The organism is Acidovorax sp. Leaf73 (assembly GCF_916855635.1).
GTDB classification, from domain to species: Bacteria; Pseudomonadota; Gammaproteobacteria; order Burkholderiales; family Burkholderiaceae_C; genus Acidovorax; species Acidovorax facilis.
The window spans coordinates 39,587-54,374 of the sequence record NZ_CAKASI010000007.1 but is presented as its reverse complement, the minus strand read 5'-3'; the positions used below and the strand labels follow the sequence as shown (position 1 = coordinate 54,374).

Annotated in this window: 16 protein-coding genes; 3 read left to right on the top strand and 13 right to left on the bottom strand. The window is 64.9% G+C overall.

Features of this window, described 5'->3' with window-relative positions; translation table 11 throughout:
• Positions 1-30: 30 nt before the first annotated feature.
• From LPA35_RS22020 to flgB, 7 genes are read right to left on the bottom strand one after another with little or no spacing between them, the layout of a single operon-like run.
• Positions 31-723: a flagellar basal body L-ring protein FlgH gene (locus LPA35_RS22020; RefSeq protein WP_218301570.1), complete on the bottom strand. Its 693-nt coding sequence runs from the start codon at positions 721-723 to the stop codon at positions 31-33.
• 29 nt (positions 724-752) lie between these two features.
• Positions 753-1,535: a flagellar basal-body rod protein FlgG gene (flgG, locus tag LPA35_RS22015; RefSeq protein ID WP_121421302.1), complete on the bottom strand. Its 783-nt coding sequence runs from the start codon at positions 1,533-1,535 to the stop codon at positions 753-755.
• A gap of 37 nt (positions 1,536-1,572) precedes the next feature.
• Positions 1,573-2,313 (bottom strand): flagellar basal-body rod protein FlgF, encoded by a 741-nt coding sequence (gene flgF / locus LPA35_RS22010; RefSeq protein ID WP_121421301.1) that lies wholly within the window; start codon positions 2,311-2,313, stop codon positions 1,573-1,575.
• Positions 2,314-2,371: 58 nt separating this feature from the next.
• Positions 2,372-3,652: a flagellar hook protein FlgE gene (gene flgE, locus LPA35_RS22005; RefSeq protein ID WP_121421300.1), complete on the bottom strand. Its 1,281-nt coding sequence runs from the start codon at positions 3,650-3,652 to the stop codon at positions 2,372-2,374.
• A 39-nt stretch (positions 3,653-3,691) separates the two neighbouring features.
• Positions 3,692-4,348 (bottom strand): flagellar hook assembly protein FlgD, encoded by a 657-nt coding sequence (locus LPA35_RS22000; RefSeq protein ID WP_121421299.1) that lies wholly within the window; start codon positions 4,346-4,348, stop codon positions 3,692-3,694.
• 15 nt (positions 4,349-4,363) lie between these two features.
• The gene (flgC, locus tag LPA35_RS21995) at positions 4,364-4,768 is read right to left on the bottom strand and encodes a flagellar basal body rod protein FlgC (RefSeq protein ID WP_121421298.1); all 405 of its coding nucleotides are present in this window, start codon (positions 4,766-4,768) and stop codon (positions 4,364-4,366) included.
• A 36-nt stretch (positions 4,769-4,804) separates the two neighbouring features.
• Positions 4,805-5,263, bottom strand: coding sequence for a flagellar basal body rod protein FlgB (gene flgB, locus LPA35_RS21990; protein ID WP_121508441.1), 459 nt, complete (start codon positions 5,261-5,263; stop codon positions 4,805-4,807).
• 220 nt (positions 5,264-5,483) lie between these two features.
• On the opposite strand from flgB, the gene flgA reads away from it, so the two are divergent.
• The 3 genes from flgA to LPA35_RS21975 all read left to right on the top strand — a co-directional run bounded on the left by flgA (position 5,484) and on the right by LPA35_RS21975 (position 7,144).
• Positions 5,484-6,284: a flagellar basal body P-ring formation chaperone FlgA gene (gene flgA / locus LPA35_RS21985; RefSeq protein WP_228898966.1), complete on the top strand. Its 801-nt coding sequence runs from the start codon at positions 5,484-5,486 to the stop codon at positions 6,282-6,284.
• A 93-nt stretch (positions 6,285-6,377) separates the two neighbouring features.
• Complete coding sequence (gene flgM / locus LPA35_RS21980) at positions 6,378-6,698, top strand: flagellar biosynthesis anti-sigma factor FlgM (protein ID WP_121508442.1); 321 nt, start codon at positions 6,378-6,380, stop codon at positions 6,696-6,698.
• A gap of 71 nt (positions 6,699-6,769) precedes the next feature.
• Complete coding sequence (locus LPA35_RS21975) at positions 6,770-7,144, top strand: hypothetical protein (protein ID WP_121508443.1); 375 nt, start codon at positions 6,770-6,772, stop codon at positions 7,142-7,144.
• Between the two features lie 262 nt (positions 7,145-7,406).
• Here the strand turns inward: LPA35_RS21975 and LPA35_RS21970 are convergent, their stop codons facing one another.
• The 6 genes from LPA35_RS21970 to LPA35_RS21945 form a co-directional block, all read right to left on the bottom strand.
• Positions 7,407-8,123: an RNA polymerase sigma factor FliA gene (locus LPA35_RS21970; RefSeq protein ID WP_121421293.1), complete on the bottom strand. Its 717-nt coding sequence runs from the start codon at positions 8,121-8,123 to the stop codon at positions 7,407-7,409.
• A 294-nt stretch (positions 8,124-8,417) separates the two neighbouring features.
• Positions 8,418-9,215, bottom strand: coding sequence for a hypothetical protein (locus LPA35_RS21965; RefSeq protein WP_121421292.1), 798 nt, complete (start codon positions 9,213-9,215; stop codon positions 8,418-8,420).
• Positions 9,208-10,704: a flagellar biosynthesis protein FlhF gene (gene flhF, locus LPA35_RS21960; RefSeq protein WP_228898964.1), complete on the bottom strand. Its 1,497-nt coding sequence runs from the start codon at positions 10,702-10,704 to the stop codon at positions 9,208-9,210. The genes LPA35_RS21965 and flhF overlap by 8 nt, the downstream gene beginning before the upstream one ends.
• Positions 10,701-12,782 (bottom strand): flagellar biosynthesis protein FlhA, encoded by a 2,082-nt coding sequence (gene flhA, locus LPA35_RS21955; protein WP_121421290.1) that lies wholly within the window; start codon positions 12,780-12,782, stop codon positions 10,701-10,703. The genes flhF and flhA overlap by 4 nt, the downstream gene beginning before the upstream one ends.
• The gene (locus tag LPA35_RS21950) at positions 12,779-13,933 is read right to left on the bottom strand and encodes a flagellar biosynthesis protein FlhB (protein WP_228898963.1); all 1,155 of its coding nucleotides are present in this window, start codon (positions 13,931-13,933) and stop codon (positions 12,779-12,781) included. The genes flhA and LPA35_RS21950 overlap by 4 nt, the downstream gene beginning before the upstream one ends.
• 231 nt (positions 13,934-14,164) lie before the next feature.
• Positions 14,165-14,785, bottom strand: a complete 621-nt coding sequence (locus tag LPA35_RS21945) for a protein phosphatase CheZ (RefSeq protein WP_121421289.1) — start codon at positions 14,783-14,785, stop codon at positions 14,165-14,167.
• Between the last annotated feature and the right edge of the window lie 3 nt (positions 14,786-14,788).

The following is a 14,788-nucleotide window of genomic DNA, read 5'->3' as shown; positions in this document are numbered from 1 at the left end:
GGGAAGGCGCGCAGCGACTCAGGGGGGAGTCTAGAACGGCGTGATCGTGTTGAAGACCCGGTTCATCCAGCCCAAGGCCTGGGCTTCGTTCTGTGCGCCACGGCCACGGGATTCCACCCGCACATTGGCCACCTGGGTCGAGTTGACAATGCTGCCCGGCTGCAGCGCGCGCGGATCGATGGTGCCCGAGAAGCGCAGCACATCGACGTTCTGGTTCACGCCGATCTGCTTCTCGCCCGTCACGACCAGGTGGCCGTTGGGCAGCACGTCCACCACGGTGGCGGTGATCGAGCCGGTGAAGGTGTTGGCGCTTTCGGTGCCGCCCTTGCCCGAGAAGGTGCTTTCCGAACCGGCGCCGAGCGTGGTGCGGTCGGCCAGCGACTTCTTCACGAAAGGCAGGTTGGTGATGCCGGCCGAGGCCTCCGAGGTACGGTCCACGGTGGACGAGGATTTCTGGCTGGCCGTCACGTTCTCGACGATCATGATCGTGACGTTGTCGCCCACCAGCCGTGCGCGGCGGTCTTCGAACGCGGGGCGGTAACTGGCGTTGTGGAACAGGCCTCCGGTCACGGGCGGTGGTGCACGGTGCGCTGCGGCCAGCGGTGGTGGGGTGGTCGGCAGGATGTCCACCGGCGGCGGCGGCGACAAGGTGGCGGCGCAGCCCGTGAGCAGCAGCGCGCCCACGGCGGTGGGCAGGGCAAAAAGGCGTGTGAACGGCAGCATGGCGAACGCTCCTGGTGTCGGCATCGGGATCACAGCTGGCTGAGCTTGGCCAGCATCTGGTCCGAAGTCTGGATGGCCTTGGAATTCATCTCATAGGCACGCTGTGCCTGGATCATGGTGACCAGCTCTTCCACCACGTTGACGTTGGAGGCTTCCAGAAACCCCTGCTTGAGAATACCCAGCCCGTTGGTGCCGGGCGTGCCCTGCTGGGGCTGGCCCGAGGCGGCCGATTCCTTGAACAGGTTCTGGCCAATGGGCTCGAGGCCGGCCGGGTTGATGAAGGCCGACATCGCCAGGTTGCCCAAGGGCTGGGGCTGGGTGTTGCCCTGTACGGTGGCCGACACCACGCCGTCGGCGCTGATGGTCACGCTCGTGGCGTTGGCGGGCACCGTGATGCCGTTGGCCACAGGCAGGCCGCTGGAGTTGACCAGGCGGCCTTGCGAATCGACCTGGAACGAGCCGTCGCGCGTGTAGCCGATGGTGCCGTCGGGCATGGTCACTTCCAGAAAACCATTGCCGTTGATGGCCACGTCCAGGTTGTTCTTGGACTCCTGCAGGCTGCCCTGCACGAAGTTGCGGCTGGTGGCCACCGTGCGCACGCCCAGGCCCAGGTGCAGGCCGGTGGGCAGCTGGTTCTGCTCGGTGGTGTTGGCACCCACCTGGCGCAGGTTCTGGTAGATCAGATCCTCGAACACCGCGTTGTTGCGCTTGTAGCCGGTGGTGGAGACGTTGGCCAGGTTGTGCGAGATGACGTCGAGCTGGGTCTGCTGGGCAGACATGCCGGTCTTGGCGATCCAGAGGGAGTTGATCATGGTGCTTCCTTTTGGCGTGGCGGCGCGGGGCGCGACCTCAGCCGTTCATGCTCAGCAACTGGCTGGCGGTCTTGTCGTTGGTTTCGGCGGACTGCAGCAGGCGCATCTGCTGTTCGAACTGGCGCGATGCGGCAATCATCCCGACCATGCTTTCGACCGGATTCACGTTCGAGCCTTCCACTGCGCCTGCCAGCATGCGGGCGTTGGCGTCATTGGCAATCGGGTCGCCGGACGTGGTGCGAAACAGCCCGTCGTCGCCGCGCTTGAGCGGGTCTTCCGGGGTGGGAGTGGCCAGCTTGAGGCGGCCAATGGCTTGCGCGGGCTGGCCCGCTGCCTTGGCAGTGACCGTTCCATCCGAGCCCAGCGTGACTTCGGCGCCCGGAGGGACATCAATGGGCGCGCCGCCATCGGACAGCACAGGCAGTCCGGTGGGGGTGAGCAGCTGGCCCGTGGCAGACACCTCAAAGGTGCCGGCGCGGGTGTAGGCCTCGGTACCGTCAAGTCCCTGCACGGCAAACCAGGCATTGCCCACGGCCATGGCGTCGAGGTTGCGGCCGGTACGCTGCACGGGGCCGGGCGTGCTCACGTGGCCCGAGGTGGCCTCCAGCGCAAACACACGGGTTTTGGAGCCATCGCCCTGGATCGGGACCGAGCGGAAGGTGGACATCTCCGCACGAAACCCCTGGGTGGAGGCGTTGGCGAGGTTGTTGGACAACACGGCCTGCCGGTGGGCGGCCGCGTTGGCGCCCGTCATCGCGGTGTAAATGATGCGGTCCATGGGGGCTCTCCGTTGTCCAGGGCTGTTTCAGTGCAGAGTTCTTACGAACCGTTCCCGATCAACGCAAGTTCACCAGGGTGGACATCACCTGGTCTTGCGTCTTGATGGTCTGGGCATTGGCCTGGTAGGCGCGCTGTGCGGTCATCATGTTCACCAGCTCGGCGGTCAGGTCCACGTTGGAGTCTTCCAGCGCGCCCGAGCGCAGCGACCCGAAGTTGCCGTCGGTGGCAGTGCCAGCCACCGGCTGGCCGGATTCAAAGGTGGCGACCCAGTTGTTGCCGCCTACCGAAGCCAGGCCCTGCGTATTGCGGAAGCTCGACAGCGCCAGCTGGCCTTCTGCACGGGTCACGCCGTTCGAGTAGCGGGTCATGATCATCCCGTTGTTCTCGATGTTGATGCCCGTGAGCTCGCCCGTGGTGTAGCCGTCCTGGCTCAGGTTGGAGACCGAGAACTTGTTGCCGCTCTGTGAGACTTTGTCCAGGCTCACCGCCACATCAAACGCGGGCAGGTTGTTGGGGTTGGGCGGGGTCGGGTTCACGTTCAGCGTGAGCGCGAAGCCCGTGGCGGGGGGCGTGGCCACGGGGGCCGTGATGGCGCCATTGTTGTCAAACGTGATCTGGCCTATAGGAGTTGCCACCACGGGAGGCACTGCCGTGGGGTCGTCCAGCTGGTCGTACACGTCCCAGGTGTTGTCGGTGGCGGTCTTCTGGAAGTACAGGCTCACTGGCTTGGCCACGCCCTGGCTGTCGAACACGTTGATCGACGTGCCGTAGGTGGCGCGCGGTGTGGCCGGGATGGGCGGCGTGGCGGCAGGGTCGCCGGCCGCATCGGTGGCCGTGGCCGGCAGGTTGAATGCTGCCGTGATCGTGGTGGTCTGCTTGGCAGGGATGGGCTCGGAGGTGGGGAACACCATCGGGATGGGGTCGGTGCCCGAACGCAGGCCGGTGACCGGGTCCACGGGGTAACCCATCACGTTGGCGTTGTCGTTGGTGATCATGTTGCCCTCCTTGTCCAGCTTGAAGTTGCCGGAGCGGGTGTAGGCGGGTGTGCCATCGGGCAGCGTGAGCGTGAAAAAGCCGTTGCCGTTGATGGCGACATCCAGGCTGTTGCCCGTGATCGTGAGATTGCCCTGTGTGAACTGCTGGGAGACCGCGCCCACTTCGACGCCGATGCCCGCATTGGTGCCGCCGGACGAGCCGATGGCGGACGCCACCATTTCGGCAAACTCGGCCCGCGAGGCCTTGAACCCGACGGTGTTGGAGTTGGCGATGTTGTGCCCGATGACGTCGAGGTTCTTGCTGGCGGCGTTCAAGCCAGAGAGGCCTTGCTGAAAACTCATGGTGTTCTCCTGATGGGGGCTATCACTGAATCGGCCGGGTTAGACCAGGGCCTTGATCTGGCTGTAGTTGATGGTTTTTCCGTTGGCCAGGGTCAGCACCAGCTGGCCGTCCTCGGCACCTGCGGCCGTGACCTTGGACAGGGCCAGCGATGTGCTGTCGATCTTGGTCGACCCATTGACGGCACTGACGCGGAACTGCAGTCCCTCGGTGGAGCCGGTGTACTTGCTGGCATCCCACTCGAAGGTGTGGCGCCCTGCAGCCTTGGCACCCAGGTCCATGGTCTCGATCACCTGGCCGCCAGCGGTCATCACCTCGACCTTCACCTTGGTGGCGGCCGAGGCCAGCTCAAAGCCACCTTTGCCGGCCTTGTCGGCCACAGCCAGCGTCGAGCCTTCGGTCATCACGTTGCGGCCAATCAGGGCCGTGCCCTGCATCACCTGCAGCGAGTTGAACTGCGCCGACATGCTCTCCATCGTCTGGTTGAGCTGCTGGATGCCGGTCACCGTGTTGATCTGCGCAATCTGCGAGGTCATCTGGGCGTTGTCCAGCGGGTTCATCGGGTCCTGGTTGTTCAGCTGAGCAACCAGCAGTTTCAGGAAGCGGTCCTGCGCGGCTGCAGGGTCGGTGGCGGCGTTGGCCTTGGTGCCGGTCGCATCGGTGACCGTGGGCGCGCTGGTGGCGGAGTTGAGGATCATGGTGGCGTCCTAGAGTTACTGGCCCATCTGCAGGGTCTTGAGGAGCAGCGACTTGGCCGTGTTCATGACCTCGACGTTGTTCTGGTAAGAGCGGGAGGCGGAGATCATGTTGACCATTTCCTCCACGGCGTTGACGTTGGAGTGCGTCACATAGCCTTCCGCGTCTGCCGACGGGTGGCTGGGGTCGTGCACGCGGCGGCCGGGAACGTTGCTTTCGTTGATGGAGCTCACGCGCACACCGGCCGAGCTGTCCGCGCCCATGGGGGCGGTCTGGAACACCACTTGGCGCGCCTTGTAGGCCTGGCCGTCGGGGCCTGCCACGGCATCGACGTTGGCCAGGTTGCTGGCCACCACGTTGAGCCGCTGCGACTGCGCGCTGACGGCGCTGCCCGAGACGCTGAAGATGGAGAACATGGACATGGGGAGACTCGCTTTCTGCGCTGCACTGCGGATGGCTTATTGGCCCTGGATCGCGCTGAGCATGGTTTTGGCGTTGCCGTTGATGAAACGCAGCGTGGCTTCGTAGCGCACGGCGTTGTCGACAAAGTTGGCGCGCTCGCGGTCCAGGTCCACCGTGTTGTTGTCCAGGCTGGGCTGGGTCTGCACGGAATAACCCAGCGTGCCGGGTGCGCCGGTGCCCGTGCTGGCCGCTGGCAGCGGAATGTGGCGGGGGTCTGTGGCGCCCTTGGCCCCCAGGTTGCCCGTGGTGCCCACCGAGCCACCCGTGGCCAGGCGGGTCACGCCCGAGCCCAAGCCCGTGGCTTCGCGCATCGCATCGCCAAAGCTGAAATCGCGTGCCACGTAGCCCGGGGTGTCAGCGTTGGCGATGTTGCTGGCGATGGCGCGCTGGCGCTCGGCACGCAGCACGAGCGCGTTGCCGAGAAAGTCCAGCCGGTTGGTCATCTTGTCAAGCATGGTTGCCTCACACCCTGGGTTGCAATAGGAGCCGGTTGGGGGTTTCCGGCGTGGTTCGATTGTGAAAGCCGCCGCTTTTTTCTAAAGCGCGAAGAACGCGGAAATGGGTGCGCAGTTTCGGGTTTTGCGCAGGGCTCGCCTGCCTATAGTTCCAGTCGTGAAAGAGTCTTTGCCGCCCCGCGCGGTCAGACCTGTTGACCTGCGATGCCCAGGAGGCCCCATGCCATCGATCTTCGTTTTCCCCTTCGTGTCCCCTTTGGTTCGCGCTGGCGCTCTGGCGATCGCCGGGCGGCGTGCTGTGGCTCGGCACGCTCTGGCGGTGGTGCTGGGGTTGACTGCAGTGGCTGGCAGCAGCGGGGCCGCGCTGGCCCAGGCGGCAGCCGACCCCAGTGCCGACCTGGGCCCGCTGACCCAACGCTGGCTGGATGACGCGATGTCGCGCAACCAGGCCTCCGGCTTGCCGCTGCGCATGGAAGTGAGCGTTGGCTCACTCGACTCGCGGCTGCGGCTGGCGCCGTGTGCGCGGGTCGAACCCTACCTGCCAGTGGGCGCCCGGCTTTGGGGCCGCACCCGCCTGGGGCTGCGCTGTGTCGAGGGGCAAACCGCATGGAACGTTTACCTGCCGGTGACCGTCAAGGCATTTGGCCCGGCTTGGGTGCTGACCGGCCCGGTGGCTCCGGGGACGGTGCTGACCGCCAATGACGCCACCGAGGCGGAAGTGGACTGGGCCGAAGAGTCGGCAGCCGTGATGGCCAACCCGGAAATGTGGGTCGGGCAGGTCGCCGCGCGCCAGCTGGTGGCCGGCCAGGCATTGCGCCAGACCATGGTGCGGCCCCCCCAGCTCTTTCGCGCAGGCGCCCAGGTCAAGGTGATTGCCCAGGGCCCCGGCTATGCAGTCACCTCCGCAGGGCAGGCCATGTCGGCAGGCGCTGCGGGGCAGATTGTTCGCATCCGCATGGATAATGGCAGGATAGTAAGTGGAACTGTGAATGAGGTTGGGACAGTGGTCGTCGCTCTTTGATGACGGGGCGGTGATAAATGGCTAAAGTCCGGGCCAAATGGGTCGAAAACATTGCTACTGTGCCCCACATCAAACGGGGTGGTGGAGAGAGCGATGAAGATTGGTCAAAAACCGGAACTCCCGGGCGCCTTGGCGCAGACGGGGCTTGCCAAGCAAGCCAAAAGTCCTGCCAGCGCTGCTGAAGGAGCCGCCAAAGACGCTGCGGCTGTGTCAACCGCCGGTGTGCCCGTCACCGTCTCCACCGCTGCCCGTGCGCTGGACCAGACATCCCGTTCCACAGGTGATTTTGATGCGAGCAAGGTCAAGGCGGTGCGGGCGGCCATCGAAAAAGGCACTTTCTCGGTGGACGCCGAAGCCATTGCCGACAAGATGCTCTCCAACGCCCAGGAAATCCTGGCCCGCTCGCGCGGTTGATTCCTCAGCGTCCCGCACGCCCCTTTATTGACAGACTTGGCAGGCAGGCGCTATCCACCTCACAATGCGCCATGTCCCTGGAAGAATCCCTCTCGGCTGTTGAACAGCTGATCGAAAAAGTCTCCGCCGCCCTTCTCGCGGCAGACCCCCAATCCCTGGAAAAGAACAGTGTGGCCCTGCGGGATGCAGCGGCCCAGTTCGCGCGCGTTCTGGAGCAGACTGCAGCCAGGGGTCTGCCCGTGCCGGCACAGCTGCAAAAGCGAGCCCGGGCCATTGACGATATGCTTGCCGTGCACCGCGAAAGCCTGGCGCGCCTGGCCGTGAATGCCGATCGCCAGGTGGCAGGCTTGGTGCCGCAGGCGGGCACACCCTCCACCTACGGCGACGGTCGGGGCGCACAGGCCGGCAAGCCCGGCGTGGCCCGTATCTACAAATCGGCTGGTTGAGCCAAAAAAGATAGCTGCTGGCGCGTGTCCCTGTTGGCTTTGAGAGGAAAAACCTCTCAAAGCCACGGATTACAAGTGCAAGCAGCTATTGTTTTGACCGTTACCAGTGAAGGCCGGAGGATTGAACTTCGATGTCTGCTCGGCGCGGTTACCCCTGAAACGGTCGCAGCCCCCGACCAGTGCCACCGTGGAACTGGCTCCGCCAGGCCACTGGTGGCGTCCCCCTTCAGGGGGAAGGCGCCGAAGGCGACTCAGGGGGTAGTCAATGCGCCCGCATCTTGGCCCGCAGGCGTGCGATGGACTGGCTGTGCAGCTGGCACACCCGAGATTCGGTCACCCCCAGCACGGCCGCGATCTCCTTGAGATTCATGTCGTGCTCGTAGTACATGCCCATGATGTGCTGCTCGCGTTCGGGCAGGGTCTTGATGGCATTCACCAGCGACATCTTGAGCCGTTGGTCGCGCAGCAATTCCAGAGGGTCTGCGTCGGCGTCTGCCACATGGCGGTCCAGAAAGCCGTCATCGTCCTCGTTGCCATGCGTCATGTCCTCCAGATACACCAGTTGTGTACCCCGAACCTTGCCGAGCAGGCTTTGGTATTCGACCAAGCTCATGCCCATCTCGCTGGCAATTTCAGACTCCAGCGGGCTGCGGCCCAGCTTCTGCTCCAGCCGGTGCACGGCGTGTTCGATGTCTTTCTGGCTCTTGCGGGAGCTGCGGCTCATCCAGTCGCCCTCGCGCAGTTCGTCCAGCATGGCGCCCCGGATGCGCTGGGTGGCAAAGGTCTCGAACTGCACACCCTGGGCCACTTCGTAGCGCGACAGGGCTTCCGCCAAGCCCATCATGCCAACCTGGATCAGGTCGTCCAGCTCCACGTTGGGAGGCAGCTTGGCGATCATGTGGTGCGCGATTCTTCGCACCAGCGGGACGTGCTGGCGGATCATCGCATCACGATCGAGCTGGCCTTTGGCGGTGTACATAGAGAGCGTGTTATGCACTTTTACGTGCCCACGAAAGCCGGGGCAAGGCCCGACAACGAGACGCAGGACGCGCCGCAGTATCAATACTGCCAGCGGCCTGCAACGACGTGGCCGGGCCTTGCCCCGGCTTTCCCTCCGGGTTGACCCCAGAGGCAGGCACTCGCCGCGTTGCAGCACTTGCCAAGGCCCCGGCCTTGGCTGCGCACTGCGCCTTGCGATCACCGGCCTCTGGGGTCAACGTGGGTACGTAAAAGTGCATAACACGCTCTAGTCAACGGCTCCGGACAAATTAGATCAATGGCTCCGGACAAAATGCGCAGGCATGGCTGCCAAGTTGCTGGGTGGCAGCGCTGTCAGCGACTCACTGATAGTGCCCGCATTTTCCAGCAGTTGCAAGGCCAGGCGCTGGAGGTCCTGAGGGTTCTGTGTGGCGATGGTGGTCGTGCGGACCGGGCCGCCCAGGTGGCGTTCCGCGCAGTCCTGCAAGGTCATCAGCGCATGCTGGGTCTTGCGCCGTTCTGCGGGCGTGGTGCCGCGCAGCAAAGCCGCCACCATACAGGGCAGTCCTGTGTGCACCGCGATCTGTTTGAGGCTCTTGTAACTGGTCAGCACACCAGCCGAGCCGTCGCCCATCACCACCAGCGGTACGGTGGCGGTGTGCGTCAGCAGCGGCCCCAGCGTGGCCGCAGGCGCGTGCAGCACGATCAGCCCGTAGGTTCGGAAATAGGGCAGCAGACAGGGCAGGGGTGCGGTCTCGTTGCGGCTGGCCTCGCGGCTGATGCGCTGCAGGCCTTTGGCTGCGGGAATCACTGCCAGCGATGAGGCCATGGCCCCCATGTTGAGGCTGACGCCCTCGTTCCACGGCGCTTGTTGCAGCAGGTGCAGCAAACCCGGGTACTCATCCGTCTCCTGCGCTGTGCCGTCGAGCACCACGACCGGGTAGCCCAGGCGCTGCAGGCTGGCGCAGATCTGCCAGAGCGTCTCCAGCCCGGTGCCCGCGTTGTCCTGGCTGGCAACAGCCACCACGCGCAGCTCTGACTGCGGAGTGAAGCTGTGCAGGCCGGCTGCCTGATGAAAGGCGATATCAAGCATCGACCAGCCCCCGTTCGTTCATGGTGTCGGGCGAATGCGAGAAGAAGAAATTCAGGTCGGTCGCCTTGGGGTCGAAGGCCGACTTGGCAGGCGCGCGCATGGAGGTGCTGATGAGCTTGTGCGCATCGGCACGTTCCCAGTCTTCCGGCACACGCTGGCCGTTGGTCACGCCGCGCAGCACCATCTGGTGGCGGATCAGTGCGTCGATGGCGGGGCCAAGCTTCACGGCCTCGTCCACCTTGGACAAGATGGCTTGCTGGGAACCTTCGGTCTTGAATGCAGTGAGCACGTCATCGAGCGTGTCGCCATGGCAGCCCGCGTTGAGCACCAGCAGGCGGTTGACGTGGGGCAGATCCAGCACGTCCAGCATGTCGCGCTTGCGCGGGTCGCGGGGGGCCACGCCGGTGGTGTCGATCAGCACCATTTTCTTGCCGCTGAGCAGGCCCAGCAGGTCCTGCAGCGCGGCGCGGTCGTGCGCCAGATGGGCCACGATGCCCAGCATGCGGCCGTAGCTGCGCAGCTGCTCGTGCGCGCCCACGCGGTAGGTGTCCAGAGTGATCAGGCCCACGCTGCCCGGGCCATGGATGCGCGCACACAGCGCGGCCAGCTTGGCCGTGGTCGTGGTCTTGCCCACGCCGGTGGAGCCCACCATCGCGAAGATGCCGCCTTGCTCATACAGCGGAGGCTCGGCCAGGTCGGTCTTGAGGTTGCGCTCCAGCACATCCATCAGCCAGCGCACCGACTCGGCGGCCGACAGGTCTTCCGGCATGCGTTCGAGCACGGCGCGGGCCAAAGATGGAGAGTAGCCTGCACGGATCATCTTGAGCATGAGGTTGGACTGGATCGGGTTCTGGCGCGCCTGGCCCAGCCAGGCCATGGTGTTAAAGCGGTCTTCGATCAACTCCCTCATGGCATGGAGTTCATTCATCACGCTTTGCTGGTTGTTGTTCGACTGGGCCAGGTGGGCGCTGGCGGCTTCCTGCCGGCGGCGTGGAGGCTCCTGTGGAATGTCCATGGGGATGCTGCGCAGCGGGTTGTGGCGCACCACGGCGGGTGCTGGCATGCGTTCGCGCTCGGGCTCCTGGTCGCGGCTGCGCTCCGACAAGGTTTGTGGTTCGGCCGGGCCGTTGAGCGCCTCGTGGCGGCGGCGCAGCATGCGCTCGCGCACGTAGTCCTGGAACGACAGCGTGCTCATCGCCAACTGCTCGGTGTCTTCCTCGACTGCGTTGCGGCCCAGGGTGCTGGCTGCGGCGGTCTGGCTGGCGCGCTGGGGGGCGCTGCGCGCCGGTGTGGGGGCCAGCAAGGGCGGGTTGCTGGACGCGCCTGCACTTCCATCCAGGGCCGACAGCGTGTCTTCGGCCGTGGCCACAACCTCGACGCCGTTGGCCGTGGGGCGGTTGGACAGGATGAGGGTGCCCTCTCCAAAGGCCATGCGCGCCTTGGCCAATGCCTCGCGGGAGGTGGGGGCGGTAAAGCGTTTGATGTTCATGCTGATGCACCTCTAAGGATCGGCCCAATGCGGATGGTGTGGGTCTCTGGGATTTCACTGTGCGCAAGCACCTGCAGCCGGGGCGCCACACGGCGCACCAGGCGGGAGATGGCGTTGCGGATCTGGTCGGGAACCAGCAGGCAGGCGGGCAGGCCCATCTCTTCCTGCTTGAGGGCCACCTCGGCGGCCTTTTGCGTGAGGATGTCGGCCACGCCGGGGTCCAGAGCCGGTCCTGCTGCGTTGCCCAGGGCTTGCACCAGCAGGCGTTCCAGGCCAGGCTCGATCGCAATCACGTTGAGTTCGCGGGTGGGGCCGTAGATCTGCTGGACGATGGCGGGCGACAGCGCAATGCGCACGCGGCGGGCCAGCTCGACCGGGTCTGTGATGCCACCAGCGTGCTCGGCCAGCGTTTCGATGATGGTCCGGATATCGCGGATGTGCACAGACTCTTCCAGCAGCAGCTGGAGGACCTTCTGGAACGTTGCGATGGAGACCATTTTGGGGACCACTTCTTCGATGAGCTTGGGGGCCAGCTTGGCCACGTGCTCCACCAGTTGCTGGGTTTCTGTGCGACTCAGAAGCTTGGCGGCTTGCACTTGCATCAAGTGTGACAAATGGGTGGCCATCACGGTTTCGGAATCAACGACGGTAAAACCCGCCATTTGTGCGGCTTCCTTCTGCCGTTCGTCGATCCAGTGGGCTGGCAGGCCAAAAGCGGGGTCGGTGGTGGGCGTGCCGATCAGGGGCGTGGTGATACCGCCGGGGTTGATGGCCAGGAACATGCCGGGGAAGGCCTCGCCTTCGCCCACCACCACGCCACGCAGCGTGATGCGGTAGCCGCTGGGCTTGAGTTCGAGGTTGTCGCGCACATGCACGGCGGGCGGCAAGAAGCCCACTTCTTGCGCAAACTTGCGGCGCACGCCCTTGATGCGGGTGAGCAGGTCGCCCTGGCGGCTCTTGTCCACCAGGCTGATCAGGCGGTAGCCCAGCTCCAGGCCCAGCAGGTCTATGGGTTGCAGGTCGTCCCAGGTGGCTTCGCCATCGCTGACCGGGGCGGGCGGTGCTTCGACTTCGGGCGGCACCTTCTGGCGTTCGTACAGCACCCAGGCGGCGTAGCCCAAGAGGCCGCCCATGGTCAGGAACACCATGTGGGGCATGCCGGGGATCACGCCCAGCAGCAGCAGGATGCCGGCGGTCACGCCCAGCACGCGGGGCGACATGAAGAGCTGCTGCACGATCTGGCGGCCCATGTCGTGGTCCTTGCCCACGCGCGAGATCACCATGGCCGCAGCCACCGAGATCAGCAGCCCGGGAATCTGTGCCACCAGCGCATCACCAATGGCCAGCAGGATGTAGCTATCAGCCGCCTGCTTGGCCGAGAGGTCGTGCTGCAAAACCCCGATGGCAAAGCCACCGATGATGTTGATGAGCAAAATCAGGATGCCAGCGACCGCATCGCCGCGCACGAACTTGGAGGCACCGTCCATGGAGCCAAAGAAGTTGGCTTCTTCCGCCACTTCGGCGCGGCGGCGCTTGGCTTCCTTTTCGTCGATCAGGCCCGCGTTCAGGTCGGCGTCCACGGCCATCTGCTTGCCGGGCATGGCGTCCAGGGTAAAGCGTGCCGACACTTCTGCAATGCGCTCGGCGCCCTTGGTGATCACCACAAAGTTGATCACCACCAGGATGGCGAACACGATCAGCCCCACGGCAAAGTTGCCGCCGATCAGAAAGTGACCAAAGGCCTCGATCACCGCACCCGCCGCGCCGGGGCCGGTGTGGCCTTCGAGCAGCACCACGCGCGTGGAGGCCACGTTCAGCGACAGGCGCATCAGGGTGGTCAGCAGCAGCACCGAGGGGAAGGCTGCGAAATCGAGCGGCCGCAGCATGTAGGCCGCCACCATCATCACCATCAGGGCCACGGCGATGTTGAGCGTGAAAAACGCGTCGAGCAGCCAGGGCGGGATGGGCAACACCATGAGCGCCAGGATCGCCACCACCAGCAGTGGTGCCGACAGGCCCTGCAGGGCGCCTGCATTGGTGCCCGCCCATTGTCGAAGAGACGTTACGGAGGTGTTCATACGGCGGCGCCTTGCACGGGAGTGCGGTTCAGCGGATCAAGTTCAGGCGGAACGAAGGGCTCCACCAGGCTGTCGGGCATGCGGCCTTCGCCACGCAGGGCGGCCTTGAGGCGGTAGACATAGGCCAGCACCTGGGCCACGGCGGTGTAGAGCGTGGCGGGAATGGCCTGGTCCAGTTCGGCATGCGCATACAACGCCCGGGCCAGCATGGGCGACTGCAGCACGGGCACGTCGTGCGCCTTGGCCACGTCGCGGATCTTGAGCGCGATGAGGTCGGTGCCGCGCGATATCACTTGGGGGGCACTCATGGTCTTTTCGTCGTACTTGAGTGCCACCGCATAGTGGGTGGGGTTCATCACCACGAAATCGGCCTTGGGAACTGCGCCCACGCTGGCGCGGTCGGCAATCTCGCGCTGCTTCTGGCGGATGCGGCCCTTGGTGTGGGGGTTGCCGTCGGATTCCTTGTGCTCTTGCTTGACTTCCTCGTGCGACATCTTCAGGCGCGACTTGAAGAAGTAGGCCTGCAGCGGCACGTCCACCAGCGCGGCCAGGAACACGACCAGCAGCAGCAGGCTCATGCCCGAAGTCAGCCAGTCAGCCAGCTGGCGAATGGCCATGGGGGAGGGCTGCAGCACCAGCATGGCCACGGTGTCGATGCTGTTGCCCATGAACTTCCAGGCCACATAGCTCAGGATCGCTGTCATCAGCACCATCTTGGCCACGTTGGCCATCTGCTGCTTGGAGAACAGGTTGGCCAGGCCCGAGATCGGGTTGAGCCGGTTGAACTGCGGCGTGATGGGCTTGAGGCTCAGGATCCAGCCGCCAGCGCCAATGGCGCTGATCAGGGCGGCGGCGCTGGTGAGGATGGCAAACACTGCACTGGCCACCAGGCCCACCACCACCATGTCCTGCAGGCGCTTGAGCATGGTGCCTGGCGCCATGACGGTGGCGGCGTCAAACGCCAGTTGCTGGCTCATGGCCCGCTGCATGTGGTCCATCAGCTGGGGCGCCAGCACCAGCAGGCAGGCGGCCCCGGCACCCAGAATCGCCAGGTGGGAGAGATCGCGCGAGCGTGCTCCCTGGCCGTCTTCGCGCGTTTTCTGCAGCTTGCGCTCTGACGCGGGTAGGCTTTTTTCTTGGCTGGATTCCATGGTGGCATGACGGCTGGTGTCATGCCATTGTCGTGAGCAGCCCGGAAATCTAAAGCTGGATAAGGGGGTTGCAGCCCCCTCTTTTCCATGCGGGCCGAAGGGGCCTTGCCTGCGTGGCCTCACCCGAAAAAGGGTGGGTGAGGCCGGGATGGAATGCTAAAAAAGATAGCTGCTAGCGCCTTGTGGATAAGCGCTAGCAGCCTTTTTGACCGCAAAAAGCCCCGGATGGGCTCAGAACCCGAGGCTGGCCAGCAGGTCGTCCACCTGGGACTGGTCGGTGACCACGTCGGGGGTGTGCTCGGGGTCCACCACGGGGCCCTGCAGGTGCTGAGTGCGGGGCGGTTCGGCGGGCACCTGCGCGTTGGGTGGGGCTGTTTGAATCAACAGCTGGACCAGCTGGTCTTCAATGGTGGCCGCCAGGTTCACCACGCGGGCAATCACCTGCCCCGTGAGGTCGTGAAAGTCCTGCGCCATCATGATTTCGGTGAGGTGCGTGTCGGCTTCCTTGGTCACGCGCTCCACATCGGTCAGGAAGTTGAAGATCTCGCCCTTGGCCACGGCCGCCACCGGGTCGGCCACCAGCGAGTTGACGACCCGGCGCGTCTCGGCCGCGATGTAGTCATGCTGGGCTTTGGCCTGTTCGACGCGGTTGAGCACCTTCTCGGCCGCTTCACCCGTCAACCGCGCGATGTAGGACAGGCGGCTTTGCGCGTCGGGCAGTTCGCCCATGGAGCCGCGCAGCTTGTCGGCATAGCCCAGTTCGTTGAGCGAATCGTGCAGCTGGCGCGTCAGCTGGCCAATCTTGTGGTGTACATCGGCAGGCGGCTGGCTGTTGTCCGGTGTGTCGTCCATGGT